The organism is Chitinophagales bacterium (assembly GCA_017303835.1).
GTDB lineage: Bacteria > Bacteroidota > Bacteroidia > Chitinophagales > Chitinophagaceae > JAFLBI01.
The window spans coordinates 389,350-411,084 of sequence record JAFLBI010000001.1 but is presented as its reverse complement, the minus strand read 5'-3'; the positions used below and the strand labels follow the sequence as shown (position 1 = coordinate 411,084).

The 21,735-nt window shown below is 44.3% G+C and carries 23 protein-coding genes and 1 tRNA gene; 10 read left to right on the top strand and 14 right to left on the bottom strand.

Annotation, left to right across the window (positions count from 1 at the left end; all coding sequences use genetic code 11):
* The first annotated feature begins 153 nt into the window (after positions 1-153).
* Both J0L83_01860 and J0L83_01855 read left to right on the top strand, forming a co-directional pair.
* Positions 154-1,560 (top strand): FAD-binding protein, encoded by a 1,407-nt coding sequence (locus tag J0L83_01860; GenBank protein ID MBN8663287.1) that lies wholly within the window; start codon positions 154-156, stop codon positions 1,558-1,560.
* Between the two features lie 44 nt (positions 1,561-1,604).
* A complete protein-coding gene (locus tag J0L83_01855) occupies positions 1,605-2,222 on the top strand; it encodes a hypothetical protein (GenBank protein MBN8663286.1) in 618 nt (205 codons plus the stop codon).
* Here J0L83_01855 and J0L83_01850 read toward each other — a convergent pair.
* On the bottom strand, positions 2,179-2,715 hold the full coding sequence (locus J0L83_01850; protein MBN8663285.1) for a TIGR00730 family Rossman fold protein: 537 nt from the start codon (positions 2,713-2,715) through the stop codon (positions 2,179-2,181). The genes J0L83_01855 and J0L83_01850 overlap by 44 nt on opposite strands.
* A 78-nt stretch (positions 2,716-2,793) precedes the next feature.
* On the opposite strand from J0L83_01850, the gene J0L83_01845 reads away from it, so the two are divergent.
* The 4 genes from J0L83_01845 to hpt all read left to right on the top strand — a co-directional run bounded on the left by J0L83_01845 (position 2,794) and on the right by hpt (position 6,636).
* Positions 2,794-4,245, top strand: a complete 1,452-nt coding sequence (locus tag J0L83_01845) for a sodium:solute symporter (GenBank protein MBN8663284.1) — start codon at positions 2,794-2,796, stop codon at positions 4,243-4,245.
* Positions 4,245-4,883, top strand: coding sequence for an O-methyltransferase (locus J0L83_01840; GenBank protein MBN8663283.1), 639 nt, complete (start codon positions 4,245-4,247; stop codon positions 4,881-4,883). The genes J0L83_01845 and J0L83_01840 overlap by 1 nt, the downstream gene beginning before the upstream one ends.
* Position 4,884: 1 nt before the next feature.
* Positions 4,885-6,009, top strand: a complete 1,125-nt coding sequence (locus J0L83_01835; protein MBN8663282.1) for a glucosaminidase domain-containing protein — start codon at positions 4,885-4,887, stop codon at positions 6,007-6,009.
* A 93-nt stretch (positions 6,010-6,102) separates the two neighbouring features.
* The gene (gene hpt, locus J0L83_01830; protein ID MBN8663281.1) at positions 6,103-6,636 is read left to right on the top strand and encodes a hypoxanthine phosphoribosyltransferase; all 534 of its coding nucleotides are present in this window, start codon (positions 6,103-6,105) and stop codon (positions 6,634-6,636) included.
* A 30-nt stretch (positions 6,637-6,666) separates the two neighbouring features.
* On the opposite strand, the gene dnaJ is transcribed toward hpt, so the two are convergent.
* Positions 6,667-7,833: a molecular chaperone DnaJ gene (dnaJ, locus tag J0L83_01825; protein MBN8663280.1), complete on the bottom strand. Its 1,167-nt coding sequence runs from the start codon at positions 7,831-7,833 to the stop codon at positions 6,667-6,669.
* Positions 7,834-7,866: 33 nt separating this feature from the next.
* The gene (locus tag J0L83_01820) at positions 7,867-8,448 is read right to left on the bottom strand and encodes a nucleotide exchange factor GrpE (protein MBN8663279.1); all 582 of its coding nucleotides are present in this window, start codon (positions 8,446-8,448) and stop codon (positions 7,867-7,869) included.
* 121 nt (positions 8,449-8,569) lie between these two features.
* Between J0L83_01820 and J0L83_01815 the strand changes: the two genes are divergently transcribed.
* Positions 8,570-9,745 carry a class I SAM-dependent rRNA methyltransferase gene (locus J0L83_01815; GenBank protein MBN8663278.1) on the top strand — a complete coding sequence of 392 codons (1,176 nt, stop codon included), beginning with the start codon at positions 8,570-8,572 and terminating at the stop codon, positions 9,743-9,745.
* Position 9,746: 1 nt separating this feature from the next.
* Here the strand turns inward: J0L83_01815 and J0L83_01810 are convergent, their stop codons facing one another.
* From J0L83_01810 to J0L83_01775, 8 genes are all read right to left on the bottom strand, one after another.
* Positions 9,747-10,082 carry a T9SS type A sorting domain-containing protein gene (locus J0L83_01810; GenBank protein ID MBN8663277.1) on the bottom strand — a complete coding sequence of 112 codons (336 nt, stop codon included), beginning with the start codon at positions 10,080-10,082 and terminating at the stop codon, positions 9,747-9,749.
* A 132-nt stretch (positions 10,083-10,214) separates the two neighbouring features.
* On the bottom strand, positions 10,215-10,688 hold the full coding sequence (locus J0L83_01805; protein ID MBN8663276.1) for a peroxiredoxin: 474 nt from the start codon (positions 10,686-10,688) through the stop codon (positions 10,215-10,217).
* 99 nt (positions 10,689-10,787) lie between these two features.
* Entirely contained in the window at positions 10,788-12,194 is a 1,407-nt protein-coding gene (lpdA, locus tag J0L83_01800; protein MBN8663275.1) for a dihydrolipoyl dehydrogenase, read from the bottom strand.
* An 83-nt stretch (positions 12,195-12,277) separates the two neighbouring features.
* Positions 12,278-13,099: an SAM-dependent chlorinase/fluorinase gene (locus J0L83_01795; GenBank protein ID MBN8663274.1), complete on the bottom strand. Its 822-nt coding sequence runs from the start codon at positions 13,097-13,099 to the stop codon at positions 12,278-12,280.
* 30 nt (positions 13,100-13,129) lie between these two features.
* A complete protein-coding gene (locus J0L83_01790) occupies positions 13,130-13,936 on the bottom strand; it encodes an SDR family oxidoreductase (GenBank protein MBN8663273.1) in 807 nt (268 codons plus the stop codon).
* 82 nt (positions 13,937-14,018) lie between these two features.
* Complete coding sequence (locus tag J0L83_01785; GenBank protein ID MBN8663272.1) at positions 14,019-14,570, bottom strand: fasciclin domain-containing protein; 552 nt, start codon at positions 14,568-14,570, stop codon at positions 14,019-14,021.
* 105 nt (positions 14,571-14,675) lie between these two features.
* The gene (locus tag J0L83_01780) at positions 14,676-15,560 is read right to left on the bottom strand and encodes a 4-hydroxy-tetrahydrodipicolinate synthase (protein MBN8663271.1); all 885 of its coding nucleotides are present in this window, start codon (positions 15,558-15,560) and stop codon (positions 14,676-14,678) included.
* A 6-nt stretch (positions 15,561-15,566) separates the two neighbouring features.
* On the bottom strand, positions 15,567-16,556 hold the full coding sequence (locus tag J0L83_01775; GenBank protein ID MBN8663270.1) for an acetyl-CoA carboxylase carboxyltransferase subunit alpha: 990 nt from the start codon (positions 16,554-16,556) through the stop codon (positions 15,567-15,569).
* A 123-nt stretch (positions 16,557-16,679) separates the two neighbouring features.
* Here J0L83_01775 and J0L83_01770 point away from each other — a divergent pair.
* The 3 genes from J0L83_01770 to J0L83_01760 all read left to right on the top strand — a co-directional run bounded on the left by J0L83_01770 (position 16,680) and on the right by J0L83_01760 (position 17,419).
* A tRNA-Asp gene (locus J0L83_01770) sits at positions 16,680-16,753 on the top strand.
* A gap of 42 nt (positions 16,754-16,795) precedes the next feature.
* Positions 16,796-17,044, top strand: coding sequence for a GIY-YIG nuclease family protein (locus tag J0L83_01765; GenBank protein MBN8663269.1), 249 nt, complete (start codon positions 16,796-16,798; stop codon positions 17,042-17,044).
* Between the two features lie 123 nt (positions 17,045-17,167).
* On the top strand, positions 17,168-17,419 hold the full coding sequence (locus J0L83_01760) for a GIY-YIG nuclease family protein (protein ID MBN8663268.1): 252 nt from the start codon (positions 17,168-17,170) through the stop codon (positions 17,417-17,419).
* A gap of 301 nt (positions 17,420-17,720) precedes the next feature.
* Here the strand turns inward: J0L83_01760 and J0L83_01755 are convergent, their stop codons facing one another.
* The 3 genes from J0L83_01755 to J0L83_01745 form a co-directional block, all read right to left on the bottom strand.
* Positions 17,721-18,257 carry a hypothetical protein gene (locus J0L83_01755; GenBank protein ID MBN8663267.1) on the bottom strand — a complete coding sequence of 179 codons (537 nt, stop codon included), beginning with the start codon at positions 18,255-18,257 and terminating at the stop codon, positions 17,721-17,723.
* Between the two features lie 277 nt (positions 18,258-18,534).
* The gene (locus J0L83_01750; GenBank protein MBN8663266.1) at positions 18,535-18,756 is read right to left on the bottom strand and encodes a hypothetical protein; all 222 of its coding nucleotides are present in this window, start codon (positions 18,754-18,756) and stop codon (positions 18,535-18,537) included.
* Positions 18,757-19,678: 922 nt separating this feature from the next.
* Positions 19,679-21,724, bottom strand: a complete 2,046-nt coding sequence (locus J0L83_01745; GenBank protein MBN8663265.1) for a fibronectin type III domain-containing protein — start codon at positions 21,722-21,724, stop codon at positions 19,679-19,681.
* Positions 21,725-21,735 lie beyond the last annotated feature (11 nt).

Here is a 21,735-nt window from a genome sequence, read left to right as displayed (position 1 = left end):
TAGTCCTTACACATTAGGATTTATCAACAGGGATAGCCACATACCTTAAGAGCGCATCTATTTATGCACAAATAGAAACACATCAATACAAATTTGCATATCCAAACTGCTACCACTCTTACAGATAGCACTACTTTTGCGCAAACAATCGGGATGTCCTCCATCAGCACCAAACATTACGAAGCCTTCAAATCCATCGTAGGCGACACATATATTTTCACAGATCAGGAATCATTAGAAAAATATGGCCGCGATGAAACCGAACACCTCTTATTTCTGCCTCAGGTAGTATTGAGGCCGGGTTCTGCAGAAGAAATCAGCGCCATTCTAAAAATCTGCAATGAAGCAGGCATACCCGTTACACCACGTGGTGGCGGTACCGGATTAAGCGGAGGTGCATTGCCGCATCTTGGCGGTGTAGTGATTTTAACCGACAGACTCAACCGCATCATCAATATCGACGAACGCAACCTGCAAGTGATCACAGAACCAGGTGTTATCACTGAGGTTTTGCAAAATGCCGTAAAAGAAAAAGGTTTGTTTTACCCGCCTGATCCTAGCAGCCGCGGCTCCTGTTTTATCGGTGGCAATATTGCAGAGAATAGTGGTGGACCCAAAGCGGTGAAGTATGGCGTTGTGAAAGATTATGTACTCAATCTGGAAATGGTTTTACCTACCGGAGAAATTATCTGGACCGGCGCCAATGTATTGAAAAATGCTACCGGCTATAACCTTACACAATTGGTCGTGGGCAGCGAAGGCACACTGGGTATTGTTACTAAGATTGTCCTCAAACTGATACCACATCCCAAATACGATTTGTTGATGCTGGTACCTTTCAATGATGTCACCAAAGCAGGTGAAGCGGTGAGTGCCATCTTCCGCGCAGGTTTTACACCAAGTGCTTTGGAATTGGTAGAGATCAACGCGTTGAAGATTGTGAGCCAAATGGTGGATAGCCATGTGGTACCTGTAACAGATGAGATGGAAGCCCACCTCATCATTGAAGTAGATGGCAATGACATGGATGTACTGATGAAGGATATGGAAGCCATTGCTGAACTCTTGACACAATACGATGCAGGTGAGATTTTCTTCGCAGACGATGCCCAGCAAAAAACAGAACTCTGGAAACTACGCAGACGTGCTGCCGAAGCTGTGAAACTGAAAGGCTATACGATTGAGGAAGACACGGTTGTGCCCAGAGCAGAACTGCCTGCATTGATTCGCGGCGTGAAAGCTTTAGCAGAAAAGTATGCTTTCAATGTGGTGTGCTATGGCCATGCCGGCGATGGCAACCTGCATGTACGCATCAACAAACCCGGCACCAGCAATAGCCAGGACGACCCACAGATTCAGGAAGCCCTACGCGCTTTGTTCCAATTGGTGCATTCACTCGGTGGCACCATCAGTGGTGAGCATGGTATTGGCTTAATTCAGAAGTCATACATGGATATTGTTTTTGATGACGCACAACTTAGATTGATGCGTTCCATCAAAAAAGCCTTCGATCCTAACAATATTTTAAATGCCGGAAAAATTTTCGACCTGCATGAATAATGTAGGTTTGTAACACAAGCAGATTAATAATGAAAAAAATACTCATGGCATTGTGCCTGTTCAGTGCAAGTATTGCCACTGCACAGGAAGAAAAAGAAGAGAATCCTGAAAAAGGCAAGTTTCAGCGAAACAGGATGTTCGCGGGTACTTCTTTGAACCTCGGCTTCAGTGGCAGTTTCTTTCAAATTGCTGCAACACCTGAACTTGGCTATAGTATTACCAATTGGTTGGACGCAGGTATTGCAATGAACGTAAACTACACATCACTTAGATACAACGCTTTCAGTGATAGAACCTTGGCCATTGGCCCTGGTGCATTTGTGCGCGTATGGCCGGTGAACTTTTTATTCTTAACCGCACAACCGGAGTGGAACTTTATCAACCTCAGCAGAAAATATACAACAAGCGGCATCCCCACCGAGAAATACAATTTCAATGCAAGCAGTGTATTAGTGGGTGGTGGCTATGGCACACGTATCGTTGGCCAGGCTTACAGTTATTTGGCCATTCTGTTTGATGCCACACAACACAAAGACTCACCTTATCGTGATGCAGAAAACAGAGCAGTACCAGTATTTAGAGCAGGTTTCTCTTTCTACTTCAATAAGCCAAAAACGGTTATAGATGAACCCGCAGTTCGTCAACCGATGCGCAGATTTTAAGCCGATCGGCCCAGTTTTCATAGAGAAACCCTTCTGCAGCCATTTGTTTTACATGGGCGATTAAATGATCATAATATCCTGCTGTATTCAGCAGGATTATTTTTTTATCGTGGATATTCAAGGTATTCCATGTGAGCATTTCGAAGAGCTCATCCAATGTACCATTGCCGCCGGGTAGAATTACGGCCATATCACATAACTCATACATCATTTTCTTGCGGATATGCATATCCGCAACCACTTTCAACTCGGAGATACTTTGATGCGCATGCTCCCATCCTACCAGCACTTCGGGAATTACCCCAACCACATGTCCGCCATTGTCCATAACGGCATTGGCCACATCGCCCATCAGTCCTTTGTTTCCACCACCATATACCAGTTGAATCTTTTCCTTTGCCAGCATCATTCCCAATGCCTTGGCTGCTTCGCTATAAGCAGGATGATTACCTGCTTTTGATCCACAGAAGACAGCAATACTTTGTACGCGCATGATTCCTTTTTTCTGTTGGCAAAATAGGCTTTATTTTTACGCATACCCATTTTGCTTACACACAGATAACCATTGCTTATGTCGCCCCTAATGCTGTTCTCCTTTGTTATTGCTTATTTCTTGATCTTATTAGCCGTAGCCTGGTATACAGGACGAAACAGCAATAATGATTCCTTTTTCATTGGCAACAAGAATAGCAACTGGATGCTGGTGGCATTCGGCATGATCGGCACTTCACTCAGTGGTGTCACCTTCGTAAGTGTACCCGGTGATGTGGGTCGAAATTCATTCGCTTATTTTCAAATCACGCTGGGTTATCTGCTGGGTTATGTGGTGATTGCTTATGTATTGCTACCACTCTACTACAAACTCAACCTCACTTCCATTTATAACTACCTCAGTTCAAGACTGGGTTTCAAATCATACAAAACTGGGGCGTCCTTTTTCATACTCTCCAGAACCTTGGGCGCTACTGCACGACTTTATCTGGTGGTGAAGATTTTACAAGATGCCATTCTCGAAAGCTTTGGTGTCCCTTTCTGGGTAACCACACTCATCATCCTTGCGATGATTCTCGTGTACACCTATGAAGGCGGTGTAAAAACCATTGTTTGGACAGATACTTTACAAACCACTTGTATGCTGGCCGGCTTGGTGATCTGCGTTTTTTATATCCTGAATATCATGGGCATCAGTTTCAGCGATAGCCTTGCTGCGATGGAAGGCAATAGCTATTCCAAAATCTTCTTCACTGACCCTCAGAGTAAGAATTTCTTCCTCAAACAAATACTGGCCGGTGCTTTCATCACCATTACTATGACGGGTATGGATCAGGAAATGATGCAGAAGAACATTTCTGTAAAAACATTGAAAGACTCACAGAAAAACATTCTTACGCTGGCATTCATTATGCTGGTGGTGATTTTACTGTTCTTATTCCTTGGTGGATTATTGCATTTATACGCACATCAATTAAATGTAACAGCAACAGGCGATAAACTCTTCCCAACCATTGCCCTGCAGCACATGCCACCAATGGTTTCAGTGATCTTTATCATTGCATTGATCTCGGCTCTATTCCCCAGTGCAGACGGAGCCATCACCGCACTTACTGCCTCTTTCTGTATCGATATCCTCGGCATGCAACGCAACACGGAATGGAGTGATGCAGAGAAAAAGAAAATCCGTCAACGCGTGCACCTCAGCTTTGCTGCCATCTTTTTATTATTCGTGATGATATTCAAATGGGTGAATGATCCCAGCATGATTGGTGTGATCTTGAAAGTAGCCGGCTACACATACGGACCATTACTCGGCCTCTTCACATTCGGCATCTTAACCAAGAGAGCCGTTCAGGACAAACTGGTGCCTTTTGTTTGTATTGCTGCGCCCATCATCTGCTTTTTCATCGATAAATACCAGAAGAGTTTATTCGGTGGATTTGAAATTGGCCTGGAATTGCTTATCATCAATGGCCTACTCACATTTATCGGTTTGATGGCTGTTTCACATAAAAAAGCTGCTGCCTGATGGAACTGGTGAACCTCTTGGCCGAAGCCTATGCAGATAGCCATACTTCACCCGATGAAGGCCTATTACAGGAGATTGCAGCTCAAACAAATGCCACACACCCACATGCCCATATGCTAAGCGGGCATGTGCAAGGCAGGCTGCTTAGTTTTCTCAGCCGACTCCTGCAGCCACGAACTATTTTAGAAATTGGCACTTTTACAGGCTATAGCGCTTTATGCCTAGCCGAGGGCTTAACCACTGAAGGTCAGCTACATACGATAGAAATCCGCGAATCTGACGCCTTACAGGCTCAGGAAAATTTTCACAAAAGCAATGCCGGGAAGCAGGTAACTTTGCACACCGGAAATGCACTGGAGATCATACCCGCATTGCCTTTCAGCTGGGACTTGGTTTTTATTGATGCGGATAAAACCGCTTATATCGATTACTACGAACTAGTGGTACCCAGATTAAGTGAAAAAGGCATGATCATTGCCGACAATGTCTTGTTTCACGGTCAGGTGCTTGAACCGGAAGTAAAAGGAAAAAATGCCAAAGCCATTCATGCATTCAATGCGCATGTGGCAGCAGACAACAGAACAGAACAGGTCTTACTAACGGTACGCGATGGCCTGATGCTGATCAAAAAGAAATGACATGAAGCGTTTGTTACTTATAGGATTTGTATTATTAACTACTACACTGATGGCGCAAATGCCCAATCCAAAAGTGCAGCAATACATTGCTGCGTATAAGGATTTGGCCATGGCCGAAATGCAGCGCACCGGTATTCCCGCATCCATCAAATTAGCACAGGGTATTCTGGAATCTCAAGCAGGCGAAAGCCCACTTTCAAAACGCTCCAATAACCATTTTGGCATCAAGTGTAAAACGGAGTGGACAGGCGCGCGCACTTATCATGATGATGATGCACGTGGCGAATGTTTCCGTGTGTATAATTCAGTTGAGGACTCTTATAAAGATCATTCAGAGTTTCTGAGAACAAGGGCACACTATTCATTTCTGTTTTTATTAGATCCTGCTGATTACAAAGCATGGGCCAATGGCTTGAAAAAAGCAGGTTATGCTACCAGCAAAACCTACCCCCAGCAATTGATCAAGACGATTGAAGAAAATAATTTGCAACAGTATTCAGAATTGGTGATTGCACAAAAAAGCACAAAGCCTGAATCAGGCAAACCAGCTGAAATTATTCCGGTAAATACACAGCCCTTACAAGCACAGTCAGGCCCCAATCAAGTGGCTTTACAGGAAGAACCCAAACAAGCACCCAAGGCCGCAGTGATTGTAGAAGATGTAACAGAGGAAAATGATATGCTTGCCGAAACCGTAGTGAGCGGCATCGTAGCAAAGCCTAAGAATACTACACAAAAAGCCAAGCCCTACCCTGATGGTGTTTTCAGCATCAATGGCAGCAAAGTATTTTATGCCAATGCAGGTACTTCATTGCTAGCTATTGCTGATCAATATGATTTGTCGATGAGCAAACTGCTTGAGTACAACGACCTCGATGGCGTAGATGTATTGGCAAAAGACCAGCTGATTTATATTGAGAAGAAAGCCAGAAAAAGTGAAAAGGATTTTCATATTGTTGAAGGAGATGAAACCTGGTACGAAATCAGTCAGAAAGAAGGCATTGCGTTAAAGAGCTTATTAGAATTGAATAACCTGAAGAAAGAAGTACCCTTGGCCAAAGGAGAAAAAATTCACCTGAAACCAAAGACTTCTGTTGTAGCAAAAACACCAGCCAACCGTCTCTGATCACATTCAATCATTCTATCATTCTATCACTCAATCATTCTATCATCCACTCATTCTATCATCCTATCATTCACTCATCCACTCATTGATCTCATGAAAATTCAACTCCACGATAAAACCTTTCAACCTTATATCACAGAGCAAGAGATTCAGGAAAAAGTAAAAGCACTGGCTGCGCAATTAGATCAGGAATATGCAGGCAAGAAGCCTTTGTTCATTGCGATTCTGAATGGCTCTTTCATGTTCGCCGCCGACCTGTTCAAATACTTAAGCATTGAAGCAGAAATCTGTTTCATCAAATTGGCTTCTTACAAAGGCACTAAATCAAGCGGACACGTCATCACTGCTATCGGTTTGGACACAGATGTTACCGGCCGCGATGTCATTATTCTGGAAGATATTATTGATACCGGTAAAACCATGAGTGAGTTCTTACCGCAATTGCAAAACCAACAGCCGAAATCAATCAAGATTGCTGTTCTCTTACACAAACCGGAAGCAACTGTCTATCCTGTTCCGGTCGACTATTGCTGCTTCACCATCCCCAACAGATTTGTATTGGGTTATGGATTGGATTACGATGGCTATGGCCGAAACATCAAAGAGATTTATCAATTAGAAGGATAAAACAAAACCCCGCAATTGCGGGGTTTTTGATTAACTGAAAGCTTCTCTGACTCTTTCAAAAAAGCCTTTATCATTTTTATCCGGTCTGGGTTTGAAATTGGGACTATTCGCCAGTTTCTCCAACATTGCTTTTTCTTCGCTGCTCAGTTCTTGCGGTGTCCACACATTCACATAGATCAATTGATCACCCTTGCTATACCCTTGCACTTCAGGGAAACCCTTGCCTTTCAAACGGAATATCTTGCCACTCTGTGTACCTGCAGGTATCTTGATCTTGGCTCTGCCATCAATCGTAGGCACTTCCACATTAGTACCAAATGCAGCTTCAGGGAAAGAGATGTGCAGATCGAAAGCCACATTTAATCCATCTCGCTTTAATTCTGCATGTGGTTCTTCTTCAATCTGAATCAGTAAATCACCAGCCATACCGCCACGCTCACCTGCATTACCCTTTCCACTCATGCTTAACTGCATGCCTTCCTGTACACCTGCCGGGATATCAATCGTGATTGTTTCTTCTCCGTAAACCCTTCCTTCACCTTTACATGATCCACACTTAGCAGTTACTGTTGTACCCTCTCCATTACAAGTTGGACAAGTCGTTACTGTTTGCATTTGTCCGAGGAAAGTATTGGTCACTTTTCTCACTTGTCCGTTACCACCACAAGTACCACAGGTTTGTACACTGTTCTTATCTTTTGCGCCGCTGCCATTACAAGTGCCACACACCACGTGCTTCTTCACCTTCACATTCTTGGTAACCCCTTTGGCAATCTCTTCAAAATTCAATTTGAGTTTGATGCGCAGATTACTACCTCTTGCACCACGCGCACGTGATGTACCACCACCTCTTCTTCCGCCGCCACCGCCGCCGAAGAAAGAACCGAATAAATCATCACCGAAAATATCTCCAAACTGACTGAAGATATCTTCCATATTGCTGTTGTGGAAACCACCACCGCCTGTGCCCGGACCAAATGCCGCATGACCATAGCGATCGTATTTCGCACGCTTATCTGCATCACTCAATACTTCGTAAGCTTCAGCTGCTTCTTTGAATTTCTCTTCCGCTGCTTTATCGCCCGGGTTTCTGTCCGGATGATATTGCATCGCCACCTTACGGTAAGACTTCTTGATCTCATCTGCCGTAGCCGACTTGCTTACGCCCAGTATTTCGTAATAATCTCTTTTACTCATAACAAAGCCTCACGGCCAATTGATACTTGATTGTTATTTTCCTACCACCACTTTGGCAAAACGAATGATCTTATCATTCAGATAATAGCCCTTCTCTACTTCATCTACTACTTTGCCAGCCAGATCAGGTGTTGGTGCAGGAATCTCGGTAATGGCCTCGTGCATGTCTGCATCAAAATCAGTACCCTTGGTTTCCATCACTTTCAAACCTTTTGACTGCAAATTGCTGCGCAGCTTATTAAACACCAGTTGCACACCTGTCTTTACCTGCTCTGCATCCGCATTGGCTTGCAATTGCTTTTCCGCACGATCGCAATCATCCAATACTTCCAGCATGGAAGCAATCACTTCCTTACCGGCTGTTTGAATCAGCTCCAAACGCTCCTTAGCAGTTCTGCGGCGGAAATTATCGAACTCAGCCATCAGGCGCAGGTATTTATCCTTCTGCTCCTGCAATTCCTGACGCAATTGATCCAGTTCATTTTCCTCTGCCACAGGTTCATTCAAATGGGTGGTTCCGGCTGCATTTTCGTCAGCATTAATACCCAACTCAGGCTGCTCTGCCGTTTCAGCACCATTTTGTCCGTTCTCTTGGTGTAATTCTTTCTCTTCCATGGACTTATTATTAGTTCTTCTTAATGGGCAAATTTGCTGCCAGCGCAAAGAAAAGGGAAAAATTGGCAGGTAGCATAGCTGAGACGGCATGCCCCTTGACCGATTCGGCTATCTTTGCCGGATGACCAAAGTGTATTTGCGTAGAAAGATTGCTCCCAGAATCGCCAACGGACACCCCTGGATTTTTGGCAACGAAGTTGACCGCATCAGCGGTGAAGTAAAACCCGGCGATATTGTAGATGTGTATTATGGCGATGAGAAGTATTGCGGCCGCGGTTATATCAACCCAAAATCGCAGATCATGGTGCGCCTGCTCACCCGCAAACAGGAAACCATTGATGAGCAATTTTTCCATAACCGCATTGCACGTGCCTGGCAGTATCGCAAGAACTTAGGCTATACAGAAAACTGCAGACTCATTTTCGGCGAAGCCGATGAAATGCCCGCACTCATCATCGATAAGTTCAATGATTATTTCGTGTTGCAGACCTTGTCTTTTGGCATGGACCAGTTCAAGCCATATATCGTGAATGCACTCAACAGCATTTTTCAACCAAAGGGCATTTACGAAAGAAATGATGTGCCAGTTAGAGAGTTGGAAGGCTTAACACAGATCAAAGGATTTTTATCTGAGCCATTCGATCCCAATATCATCATCAATGAAAATGGATTGAAATTTCATGTAGATGTTGAGCACGGACAGAAGACCGGTTATTTCTTGGATCAACAAGACAATCGACGTGCCATCCAACATATCGTCAAAGGTGCTGATGTCTTAGGCGCATTTACCTACACCGGTACTTTTGAAATTCATGCTGGCCATTATGGTGCCAAGTCTGTGTTGGGACTTGATATCAGCGAGCAAGCAGTGGCACAAGCCAATCGTAATGCAGCTTTGAACGGACTCGACAATATTGTACGCTTTGAAGCCATGAATGCATTTGATGTATTGAAGCAATGGGGCAAGGATGGCAGACAGTATGATGTGGTGATGCTTGATCCGCCAGCATTTACCAAGAGCAGAGAAAGTATTCAGAAAGCCATAACAGGTTATAAAGAAATCAACCTGCGTGGCATGAAACTGATTCGCAATGGCGGCTTTCTTGTTACCAGCAGTTGTACCAATCTGGTGCAGAAAGATCTGTTCTTAGACATCATTGATATGGCGGCGAAAGATGCACGCAAGAAAATCAGGCAAGTGGTGTTTCAAGCGCAATCGAGCGACCATCCCATTGTGTGGGGATTGGAGAATACGCATTACTTGAAATTCTTGATTGTGGAAGTGTGCGACAGATAAATTATTTCACTACCTGAAACTTACCGGAGTCTACAATGCGTCCGGTTCTGTCTTTAATCTGGTAGATGTATAAACCACGCTGGTATTCGTTGAGGTTAATCAGCACTTTTGCATCACCCAGCTTTACCTCAGTCATCTTCTTACCAATAAAACTATAGACCTGCAGTATATAACTGTTGTCTACGGTTTTATCCAATTCAAAATTGATGACGGTAGTAGCAGGGTTGGGATAAAACTTACTCAGTTTGGGTTGCAAATCCACAAAAGCATCATAGCCCCGGTCAACAGTACCGGAACAGAGAAAAGCGGCTAAAAAGAGTAAGTAGATTTGCTTCATCTCCTGTTTTGCTCCCACAAATTAACGAATTATCCCTGCAATGCATTGCCCCTCAGTTAAGGGAATACAAAAACCGCAGGCCAAGGCTATGACAGCGAGGTAAACCTGCGGTTTAATATTAGGTGGACTTAATTAAGCCAGTGTTGACAAAGTCTGCTGGATAGCTGCGAAATCAGGCAGGTCGCCAGGCGTAGGACAAACTTCCGCGTAGCGCACAACACCCTCAGCATCAATCACAAACGCAGCACGCTTGCTTACACCCTGCATTTCAAAAGCGGGGAAAGTCTCATACAATACACCAAAAGCCTTGGCAGCATCCTTGTTGAAATCGCTCAACAAAGGAAAGTTCAGGTTCTGCTCAGCCTTGAACTTGCCCAGTGTAAACAGTGAATCTACTGATACACCCAATACAGTGGCATTGGTATTGTTGTACACAGCGATATTATCACGCACATTACACAGTTCAGTCGTACAAACACCAGTAAAAGCTAATGGAAAGAACAATACCACCACGTTCTTGCCTTTCAGATCAGCAAGGGCTACTTTGTTCTTATCGGTATCATACAGGGTAAATGCAGGCGCAGCCTGTCCAACTTGAATACTCATAATAAAAATTGATTTATTTGTTTAACGTTTGAATAGGTCTTTTGTTGATGCAAAAGAGCCCTGTTTACCAGAGCTCTTCTACAATGTGTATCTTTTTGATTAGATATCGATGGCTTCACCATAAGCAACAGCTGTTGCTTCTTTCAGCGCCTCACTCATGGTTGGGTGCGGGTGAACAGCATTCAGGATCTCGTGTGCTGTTGTTTCCAACTTACGCGCAGTAACTGCTTCGGCAATCATTTCTGTAACGTTGGCACCAATCATGTGACAACCCAGGAATTCGCCATACTTGGCATCGTAGATCACTTTCACGAAACCTTCAGTAGCACCGGCTGCGCTGGCTTTACCGCTGGCCATGAATGGGAACTTACCAACCTTCACTTCATAACCTGCTTCACGGGCAGCTTTCTCTGTCATACCCACGCTAGCAATCTCTGGTGTACAATAGGTACAGCCCGGGATATTGCCATAATCCATGGCTTCAGGAGCATGGTGGATTTTCTTCTCCATATAACCAATGTATTCAGCAGCATTGATACCTTCTTTGCTGGCCACGTGTGCCAAAGCCTGACCAGGTGTGCAATCGCCAATAGCGAATACGCCAGGCAATGAAGTCTGACCAAACTTATCTACAACGATCTTTCCTTTTTCAGTTTTGATACCGCTCTCTTCCAGACCAATGTTTTCAATATTGGCTACCACACCTACTGCACTCAATACCACATCAGCTTCCAATACTACTTCACCCGCTTGTGTTTTTACTTTCGCACGAACACCGGCACCGGAAGTATCTACCGCTTCTACAGAAGCATTGGTCATGATTTCAATGCCCTGCTTCTTGTATTGCTTTTCCAACTCTTTAGATACATCTTCATCTTCCACAGGCACAATGCGTGGCATGAATTCTACGATGGTTACTTTGGTACCCATGCTATTGTAGAAATAAGCAAACTCCACACCTATCGCACCACTACCAACGATGATCATGCTCTTAGGCTGTTGTGGCAATACCATTGCTTCGCGATAGCCAATCACTTTCTGACCATCTTGCTTCAGGTTAGGCAGTTCACGGCTGCGACCACCGGTAGCAATGATGATGTATTTACCTTCTACAATTTGCTTGCTTCCATCAGCTGCGCTTACTTCAATCTGACCCTTACCCTTCACTTTACCATAACCCATGATCACATCGATCTTGTTCTTCTTCATCAGGAAGTTCACACCCTTGCTCATCTTATCAGCAACACCACGGCTGCGGCCTACTACTGCACCAAAATCGTGCTGCACACCACTTGCTTGAATACCATAAGCAGCACTGTGCTTCATATATTCATATACCTGCGCACTTTTCAAGAGTGCTTTTGTTGGGATACAACCCCAGTTCAAACAGATACCACCCAAGCTCTCTTTCTCAATGATCGCCACTTTGAAACCAAGCTGTGAAGCGCGGATAGCTGCCGGATAACCGCCGGGACCACTACCCAGCACAATTACGTCATATGCCATAGCATTTGCTTTTAATGAGTGAATTCCCCAAAGGGAGTGCGAAAATACTGGCTAAAGCCCAAATGGAAAAATAAGCCCCAAACCTACTCGAAGTAAACCCTAACGGTCTGATAAAACCACTTGTTTTGCTGGTTGGTAGGCAATTGCTGACTGGCTTCATTATAGCCTTGTAAGCCGAACAATCCGGCCATATTTCCGCGATTAACTGCGATTTCGAGATAGCCTGCAGAATTGAACCAGGCCATTTTCTCGTTTTCCGCTACTGCGGCATAATGCTCGCTCAGGGTATCGATTACTTCATTTCTGGTGAAGACGATCTTGAAAGAACGGCCCTTGCGGTGTTCTTCAAACTCTTCGCGGGTGATATTGATGACAACGTTCTCGAAATTATCAATAAAGAGTACCTGCCCCTCCATCCAATCGGGCCCAACCGTTGGGCGCAACACATATTTCTCGGTAATGCCTGCAGGCGCTTCACCGGCCACACTTAAATCATCCGTATGCGCCACCGCTGTAATGGCTTTGGCAGCTGCTTCGGTAATATCCAACAGTCTTCCACCCTTTTGCACAGGTATGGAGACCATTTCTTTGGGCACCTGTCCGGTGATCATGGTGAGAATACCATTATCAGGACAAACAAAATAATGCCCCTTGAAACGCGCCATCAACAAATGCGTTGGCGTTGTTTCGTATAAATTCAGCAGAATAAGGTGAAAACTGTTTTGCGGAAAATGGTGGGCTGCGTTCTTACAGATGTATGCCGCATGCAGGTAATTGGCTTGAGGCAGGTAATGCGTGATATCCTGGATACTGTAGGCAGTATCCAATGTCAGAAATTGCCCTTTGATGGCACCAACGAGGAAATCGCGCTGACCAATATCAGTCGTAAGCGTAAGAATAGGCATGCCGCTTGTTAAACGACAAGCCCGCCCTCCTTATTTCACCAACTCACCGTTTTTGAAGAAAAACTTGCGGACCATTTTATCCGCCAGTGAAGGGAAGAAACGATTCAGGAATACAGTTTGCTTACCTGTAAAGGTTAAGACCAGGGTGCGCTTACGCTTTTCAATGGCTTTGATGATGTGCTGGGCACATTCCTCAGAACTCATCATCTTGCTCTCATCCATGGGCGATTCACCCTGTGGTTTGCCTTCCTTGTTCAATGCTACATTGCGAATATTGGAAGTGGTAAAGCCGGGACAAACCCACATCACATTTACACCAGACTCTAACAATTCTGTACGCAATGCTTCTAACCAACCATTCACCGCAAACTTGGAAGCAGAGTAACCACTTCTGCCGGGCAAGCCGCGATAGCCTGCAATAGATGACACACCTACTACTGTGCCTTTGTTTTTCAAGATATGCGGCAGGGCGAATTTGGTGCAATACACTGTACCCCAGAAATTGATGTCCATCACACGACGAATCGTATCCAACTCCACATCCTTCACTTGTGAACGCATGGACACACCGGCATTGTTGATGAGGATATCTATCGTGCCATAATAATTGATGACAGCATCAATAAAACTTCTGCAATCAGCTTCCTTACTCACATCAGCCGTATGAATGAGTAAAGGCTTACCGGGACACAAAGATTTTACATGATAGAGTTTATCATAGTTACGTCCACAGGTAGCCACTTTGGCGCCTAACTCCACAAATGTTTCAACCAGTGCTTTTCCAATTCCATCAGAACCACCGGTAATCACCACTACTTTATCCTGAAATACAGACATAACAATATTTTCGGTAAAGTTAACCTTCGTCAAACAAAAAAGCGATGGTTACCCATCGCTTTTTAACATCAAACCAAAACCCCTACCCTGGCATCACAACGGTATCAATCACATGGATCACACCGTTGCTCTGGTACACATCTTTAATGGTCACAATAGCTGTACCACCTTTCTCATCAGTCAATACCACATTCTTGCCCTTCATAGATACACGAAGTGTACTGCCTTGTACCGTAGTTAATACGGCTGTGCCATTACCTTCCTTAATTTTTGCTGCAATTGTTTTTGCATCCAGCTTGCCTGCTACTACATGGTAAGTCAGGATTTTTGTGAGCGTGCTCTTGTTCTCAGGCTTCACCAGTGTTTCTACAGTACCTGCAGGTAATTTGCCAAATGCTGCGTTAGTTGGTGCAAATACGGTGAACGGACCAGCACTCATTAAAGTTTCTACCAAACCGGCAGCTTTTACTGCAGCTACCAATGTGGTATGGTCTTTTGAGTTAACTGCGTTTTCTACAATGTTCTTAGATGGATACATAGGTGCACCACCCACTTCAACAGTTTTTTCCATGTTCTGCGCGCTAACCTGTGCCAGTGTTACTACACCCAACAGCAATGTGAGGATTTTTTTCATTGTGTAAATTTTGTTTCCATCATCTACGCCATTGTTGCTTGGTTGGATTTACACAAAACAAAAATCCCCACGAAATCGTGGGGATTAACATTTTATTAGAATCTCTTAGAGTGATTGCAAGTAAGCCTTCAACTGCTGATGTAAACCTGCACTGAGTGGTGTACAAGGTAAACGCAATACATTTTGAATAATGTTCAACTCAGCTAAGAATGCTTTTACACCGGCAGGATTGTTTTCTGCAAAGAGCAGGTCATAGCCTTGCAATAATTTATAGTGCAGACTTCTCGCTGTTGCATAATCACCGGCCAATGCAGCGCGGGTCATATTGCTGAAATCCTTGGGGAAACAGTTAGCCGCAACGCTGATCACGCCATCCATACCGCAAGCGATCTGTGGCAATACCAGGTTATCATCTCCACTTACTACTAAAAATCCTTCGGGCTTATCGCGCAGGATCTGCATGCACTGCGTCATATCGCCGCTAGCTTCTTTGATACCGGCAATATTGGGGACTTCTTTCGCCAAACGAATAGTAGTAGATGCATTCAGGTTTCTACCTGTTCTGCCGGGCACATTGTATAAGATCAAGGGCTTGGCCGATGCGGCTGCCAATGCTTTATAATGTTCAAACAAACCTTCTTGTGATGGCTTATTGTAATAAGGTGATGCACTCAATACCGCCACTGCACGCTCAACAGGAAAGCTTTCCAGATCATGCAAAAGTTCTTTGGTATTGTTACCGCCAATGCCAATCACTACTGGCACTTTGCCTGCTACCTTATCGAAGGTGAAATTGGCGACAGCTTTTTTCTCTGCCTTATCCAATGTGGGTGTTTCACCGGTAGTACCTAAAGTAACGAGGTATTCTACACCACCGGCCAATACAAAATCAATCAGCTTATCCAGTGCAGCATAATCTACACTGCCATCTTGCTGAAAAGGGGTTACCAGTGCTACACCGGTTCCACGTAAAACATTGGTCAACGACATGCTTGCTTATTGTGCGGCCATGGGTACTTCTTCCCAGAAGCCCATTTTGCCATATTTTTCAATACGATAGTTTACTCTTTCTGCTGGCTGCATTTGCTTGGCTTCGTTCAGCGCTTTCAGGATATGTTTCTTCAGCAAGGCGCCTGCTTCATCATAATCCCAATGTGCGCCGCCTACAGGCTCTTCTACCACCTCATCTACGAGACCAAAACCATGCATATCCTTGGCCGTAAGTTTCAACTGTTCAGCAGCCACTTCTTTTTTATCCCAGCTGCGCCAGAGAATGGAACTACAGCTTTCCGGAGAGATCACCGTGTACCAAGTATTCTCCATCATCAGGGTTCTATCGCCCACACCAATACCAAATGCACCACCCGATGCACCTTCTCCAATGATCACACAGATCACAGGTACTTTCAGGCGAATCATTTCATAGATATTACGGGCAATGGCTTCACCCTGACCGCGCTCTTCTGCTTCCAGTCCGGGATAAGCACCTGGGGTATCAATTAAAGTAATGATGGGCTTATCGAATTTCTCTGCCAGCTTCATCAAGCGCAGTGCTTTGCGATAACCTTCCGGATTGGCCATACCGAAATTGCGCAGCTGACGCATTTTGGTATTGATCCCTTTTTGCTGACCGATGATCATCACGGTTTCGCCATCCAATTGAGCAAAACCACCCACCATGGCTTTATCGTCTTTTACACCGCGGTCGCCATGCAGCTCTACGAAATTGGTGCACATTTTATCGATGTACTTGAGTGTGTAGGGACGATCCGGATGACGGCTCAGCTGCACTTTCTGCCAGGGCGTGAGTGAAGCGGTGATGTCTTTTCTGCGGTCCAGAATGGATTGTTCCAGCTGGGCCAGCGTAGCCGTATAATCTATCTTGGGATTCTTTTCTGCGAGCTTTTTGGTAGCATCGATCTGCTCGTATAATTCCTTGATAGGTTGTTCGAAATCAAGAAATTGTCTGTTGGGGTACTGGGGCATATTTCGTGCTTGAGCGGTAAAATTAGGGCTTGTAATTTTTTCGGGAAAAGATTTGTTTGAACAAATACAATCCCCTTATCTTTGCCGTCCCGAAAACGGAAAAATCTTTCTGTAATCTGGTAAGGATCGGTAGTTCAGTTGGTTAGAATGCCGCCCTGTCACGGCGGAGGTCGCGGGTTCGAGTCCCGTCCGGTCCGCATCCTGAACGAAAAAGCCCTCAAGCAATTGGGGGCTTTTTTATGTGCTATAATGTCTACATACTTTACTCAGCAAGTGCCGATCGTTATTACATTGGGCAAACTGCGGACATTGAAGACCGCATAAAAAGACACAACGCTGGCAACGAAAAAGCAACGGCGCCTTATACCCCATGGCAAGTGGTTTGGACAACACAGAAAGCGACCAGAGCCGAAGCGATGCAATTGGAGAAAAAGCTGAAAAATTTATCTCGCATACGATTACAAGCATTCATTGAAAAATACAGCTGATGTGTCGCGGGTGCCGACGATGCTGCTCAGCAGCTGTCGGCATGCTGACCTTGCGTCAGCATTCGAGTCCCGTCCGGTCCGCATCTTAACCGAAAAAGCCCTCAAGCAATTGGGGGCTTTTTTATGTGCTATAATGTCTACATACTTTATTCTGAAAGCGCTGATCGTTATTACATCGGTCAAACTGCGGACATTGATGACCGCATAAAAAGACACAATGCTGGTAGCGAAAAAGCAACTGCTCCTTATACCCCATGGCAATTAGTTTGGACAACACAGAAAGCGACCAGAGCCGAAGCGATGCAGTTGGAGAAAAAGTTGAAGAATTTATCTCGCATGAGATTACAAGCATTCATTGAAAAATACAGCGAATAAATCGCGGGTGCCGACGATGCTGCAACGCAGCTGTCGGCATGCTGACCTTGCGTCAGCATTCGAGTCCCGTCCGGTCCGCATCCTGAACGAAAAAGCCCTCAAGCAATTGAGGGCTTTTTTATTGTGATGTTCAAATCTATTTCTTAGTAGTAACGTTTTGCCGCTTGCCGAAGTGGGGGATTTCGGAACACTTGACTTTCAACCAAGCACAAATGTTGATAGAAGCACTGCACTTGATTTAACCACGTCAGCCCCCATTGCGGCAAACGGCTGTTATGCGGTCGGCTTTCTTTTCTGTCGTCTATTTGTCCAGTGGTTTCCATTGGCCTTTTTTGAAATAAACGTTGTTAAACTTTGGTGAGTAAAATACTAAATAAAAACTCCAAGCGCTACGATAAGTTGTCGGGTTGCTTATCATAATGTGGTGAGTTGGTTGTTGCATTTTTATTATCAGTCGTTCCGAACTATATGGTTTTGTAGATGTAATTGTCCCACGATATGTTTTTAATATTTTGTCTTTGTTTGTCACGTGAAAGTATATAGAATCGTCCTCTTTGATTTCAAACCTAAAATTATCGTATTGCCAGTCCGCTTGTCTGCCTGGGAAATAGTCACGATTTACAATATACTCTCCGTAATAGTCTTTCTTTTTCAATTCTGTCTTTGCTGTCAACCATTGAGTGATACCAGAAAGCAATGTAAGTCCGAATATTGCAAGCCAAATCAGTCCAAGTGTCTTACCGAAAATTTTCTTTCTTGTTAGCAACCATGTCACCAAGAGAATACCCGTCAATGGAACAAGGATAAAAACGAAAAATAAATTAAAACCAAATCCCATTTTATTGTCTTGTTAGTTGTCCATTGTGTTGTCCTTTAAGCTGCCGCATAACTCAGAGATTTGCGCAACTAAACGTTTACAATATTTGAGTATCAGCCAAATCTGCAAAACTCAAATTCCGTGTATAAGCGTTTAGAAACGTTTATCAATTCCAAATCTACCCCACGCCTTTCAAAAAGTCAACCCGTTAAACAACGGTATTTTAATGGGAAATTTCCCATTCCAAAACGGGAAATTTCCCGTGTGGGTGGTTGGTGGAGACACCAACCAATAAATATTAAGCCCTTGCTTTCTCCATCTTGTTGGCTTTCAACCAAAACAAATAACTGAATGCAGCATAAGCCCCAACCCTGAACAGTTTAACAAAAACCTGTCCGGCCTGGTAAGAAAAAGATTCATTCTTATCCAAATACTGATTAAACTGGCTGAATTGCACCAAATGCGCCAATGCCACTATGGCCATTAAGACAGCAACTAGTTTCAAGATTTTTGCTTGCATGATCCCCCGTTTTGGTTTCCTAATTTACGAAGCAGTTACATGCAGGAAATGGGGGTTTATTCCTTATAAGAATATCTCATTACCGGCTGGTGTCTTCACCTGCCGGGAAAGAAATCATCTATTGGTTGGTGGAGACACCAACCAATAATTTGAGAACACCAACAGGGGCGATACAAGATCAAATCGCCCCCTCTCCTTTGGAGAGGGCTGGGGTGAGGTCAAAAAACTGTGGCTTGTCACCCGAAGCTTTAGCGTTTTACCATCCGAAACCTTAGTGCAGGAGGAGGGTGATGATAACACCAACAGTGGCGGAAAAAATCGCCCCCTCTCCTTTGGAGATGTTTACAAACCGAAGCTTTAGCGAAGGTTTGGGATGGGGTGAGGTTAAAAACTGTTGGCGAAAACACCAACAGGGGCCAAAATTTTCACAAACGCCAAGCGAGGTGTCCCCACCGAGCTTATTACGGGTTGCTGTCTTCACAAGCCGGAAAAAATGTAATGTGGTGGTTGGTGCGGACACCAACCATTGGCGGTGATAATACACTTACACAACACACTTAACGCCAAGCGAGGTGTCCCCACCGAGCTAAAAATTAAGGCTATGCATATTGAACACGTTCAGCGTCCCAGTCCGCGCAAGGCCTCCTGAAAGGGACTCTGCGATAAATAATTTCTTGTTGGTCGGGCGACCAACAAGGGCCAGGAGGCGATACAAGGACAACTCGCTCCCTCTCCTTTGGAGAGGGCTGGGGTGAGGTCAAAACCCTGTTGGTGAGAATACCAACAAGGGCGAAAGAAATCATCTATTGGTTGGTGTAGACACCAACCAATAATTTGAGAACACCAACAAAGGCGAAATAACCTAAACAATAAAGGCTGGTGTTTCCACCAACCTTTACATCATTCAGTAAATACTTAATGATTAGAATTCAACATCAATTTTCTGGAACTCACTGGAACCCCCATTTCTAAACACCGCTTTTATGTAATAGGTATAAAGCGTGTTCTCCTTAATGCTCTCATCGTCATAAATCTTTTTCGATGCCGGCAAGGTTGCAATTAAGCTTACTTCATTTTCATTACGGTTCTCGGCTCTATAAATCAGCACTTCCACAACATCTGTATTGCTCAAGTTCCAGTTTAGTTCAATGTATTTTTTCTCGCGCGATACATAGGCATTCAAATTGGTGAAGGTCTTTACCTTCTGCGCCGGCTTTTTAGCAATATAAGACAGGGCCAAAGACAGCTCGCTTTTGAGGTTGCTGCTGTCAACAGCATGTAATCTATACTCATAAGAAGTAAACTGCTGAATCGCGGCATCGGCATAAGCAGTATCTAATCCGCTTGCGGTAAAAATTTGTTTCCACTCAGTGTCTAGTGAGTCGCCATTCAAGCGTCTTTCAATCACATAATCTCGCACATCCTTACTAAAACTTTTCGACCACTGGATGGCAATCGACTTACCATCAGGCTGCATTTGTACCGTTCTTAATACAGGTGGTGCAGGCGCGATTACATCAGGTCTTTGCACCAAAATAAAACTGGCATACTTCGATTCATTGAACTTATTGTCCAATGCGGTTATTGTATAATAGATATCGCGATTCAATTGCTTCACCAGTACTTTCTCTTTGAACTCAGTAACAGTGAGCGGCTCAGCTTGCAAAGGGATAACTGTTTTGCTATCAGGCCCTACGGTGGACTTATACACTTTATACCCGTTGAGATCTTCTTCGGTATTGGCCGTCCAAGTAAGCACTACATTGCCTGCAGTATCAATTTTGCCAACAAGCCCTAAAGGTGCTACGGGCGGAATAGAATCTTTGAGCAAGTACAAATAAGGAACAGAAGCAATGGCAGAGCGATCTTTTTTGAGCACCGCTTTCAATACAAAATAGTTGGTCTCTTTGGGTTGATAGGCAAATGATGTTTGCATCACACCCGGCCCACGCTTGGGCGTAAACTGGGTTAACTTAACAAAGGTAGAATCGTCGCTGGTTTCTGAAGTCCAGATTTCATAATTGCTGACCTGAGATTTGAGTGAATCAACTATAGAGAAAGTCATTGCAAATCGATTGGCAAGGGTATCTACAGAAAGAATTCTTGGTCTCGATGCAAAAGCCGGCTCGGGACGGCCTGAAACAACATTACTGGGATCACTCAACACGCCAAAAATATTGATCCCGCGCAAGCGGTAATAATAAGTGGTTTTGTTGACCACAGATTCATCGCTGTAACCCATAAGTCCCTTAGTAGAATCTGCATCCGCGCCTTCTTGTTCAAGTGAGGTAATCAATGGACGGCCTGTGATACGTGTATAGTTAATAGTGTCTGTAGAGCGTTCCACTATCACCACAGGATACTCTTGCTTGATTGAATCCACATTCCAGCTAAGCTTAGCTACTTTATCACCAAAAGCGGCACTGATTACAGGCATGCTGCCTTTCATTGAATTGCCCGATACTTCGGCGGTAGTGATGTCTTGATTATTGACAGGAATACCATTTACCACCACTCGATACACATAACTGGTTCCTACAACAGCAGTGGAATCTGTAAAACCTGATGCAGATAAATAAGCATTACCCGGGGCGTATGAAGACAATAAGATAAACATGGCATATACACTATTATCTGCTTCAAGATCTGCAGGCTTGGCTGGATTGGGCTTAGCCTTTAGAATTGAATGAAGTGCAAACGCATCCGACTCCTTGTTGTATTTGAGTGCTTGCTGTTCGGTGATGGGTCTTATGGGCGCAGTGTGCAATCGCTGAAAATTATTCGCACCCTTTACCGATCGTTCCACAAAATACCCTTTATCATTGGCAGCTCTCCATTGTTTGGCATCACCCAGAAACCAACGGACATATACATTTTTACCCTCTTTAAATGCAACCGTTTTCACCGTTGTTGGCGCACTTAGTTGGGCCATTGAACCGTAACTCAATCCGCTAAGCACTAAAAGCATTATAAACCTAT

Coding starts and splice junctions, on each gene's coding strand:
- J0L83_01845 (MBN8663284.1), top strand. CDS start 2,794: ATGTCGCCCCTAATGCTGTTCTCCTTTGTTATTGCTTATTTCTTGATC.
- J0L83_01815 (MBN8663278.1), top strand. CDS start 8,570: ATGACCAAAGTGTATTTGCGTAGAAAGATTGCTCCCAGAATCGCCAAC.
- J0L83_01810 (MBN8663277.1), bottom strand. CDS start 10,082: ATGAAGCAAATCTACTTACTCTTTTTAGCCGCTTTTCTCTGTTCCGGT.
- J0L83_01745 (MBN8663265.1), bottom strand. CDS start 21,724: ATGCTTTTAGTGCTTAGCGGATTGAGTTACGGTTCAATGGCCCAACTA.
- J0L83_01795 (MBN8663274.1), bottom strand. CDS start 13,099: ATGCCTATTCTTACGCTTACGACTGATATTGGTCAGCGCGATTTCCTC.
- J0L83_01775 (MBN8663270.1), bottom strand. CDS start 16,556: ATGCCCCAGTACCCCAACAGACAATTTCTTGATTTCGAACAACCTATC.
- J0L83_01780 (MBN8663271.1), bottom strand. CDS start 15,560: ATGTCGTTGACCAATGTTTTACGTGGAACCGGTGTAGCACTGGTAACC.
- J0L83_01755 (MBN8663267.1), bottom strand. CDS start 18,257: ATGGGATTTGGTTTTAATTTATTTTTCGTTTTTATCCTTGTTCCATTG.
- J0L83_01820 (MBN8663279.1), bottom strand. CDS start 8,448: ATGGAAGAGAAAGAATTACACCAAGAGAACGGACAAAATGGTGCTGAA.
- J0L83_01855 (MBN8663286.1), top strand. CDS start 1,605: ATGGCATTGTGCCTGTTCAGTGCAAGTATTGCCACTGCACAGGAAGAA.
- J0L83_01850 (MBN8663285.1), bottom strand. CDS start 2,715: ATGCGCGTACAAAGTATTGCTGTCTTCTGTGGATCAAAAGCAGGTAAT.
- J0L83_01750 (MBN8663266.1), bottom strand. CDS start 18,756: ATGCAAGCAAAAATCTTGAAACTAGTTGCTGTCTTAATGGCCATAGTG.
- J0L83_01840 (MBN8663283.1), top strand. CDS start 4,245: ATGGAACTGGTGAACCTCTTGGCCGAAGCCTATGCAGATAGCCATACT.
- J0L83_01790 (MBN8663273.1), bottom strand. CDS start 13,936: ATGTCTGTATTTCAGGATAAAGTAGTGGTGATTACCGGTGGTTCTGAT.
- lpdA (MBN8663275.1), bottom strand. CDS start 12,194: ATGGCATATGACGTAATTGTGCTGGGTAGTGGTCCCGGCGGTTATCCG.
- J0L83_01765 (MBN8663269.1), top strand. CDS start 16,796: ATGTGCTATAATGTCTACATACTTTACTCAGCAAGTGCCGATCGTTAT.
- J0L83_01805 (MBN8663276.1), bottom strand. CDS start 10,688: ATGAGTATTCAAGTTGGACAGGCTGCGCCTGCATTTACCCTGTATGAT.
- dnaJ (MBN8663280.1), bottom strand. CDS start 7,833: ATGAGTAAAAGAGATTATTACGAAATACTGGGCGTAAGCAAGTCGGCT.
- J0L83_01785 (MBN8663272.1), bottom strand. CDS start 14,570: ATGAAAAAAATCCTCACATTGCTGTTGGGTGTAGTAACACTGGCACAG.
- J0L83_01835 (MBN8663282.1), top strand. CDS start 4,885: ATGAAGCGTTTGTTACTTATAGGATTTGTATTATTAACTACTACACTG.
- J0L83_01760 (MBN8663268.1), top strand. CDS start 17,168: ATGTGCTATAATGTCTACATACTTTATTCTGAAAGCGCTGATCGTTAT.
- J0L83_01860 (MBN8663287.1), top strand. CDS start 154: ATGTCCTCCATCAGCACCAAACATTACGAAGCCTTCAAATCCATCGTA.
- hpt (MBN8663281.1), top strand. CDS start 6,103: ATGAAAATTCAACTCCACGATAAAACCTTTCAACCTTATATCACAGAG.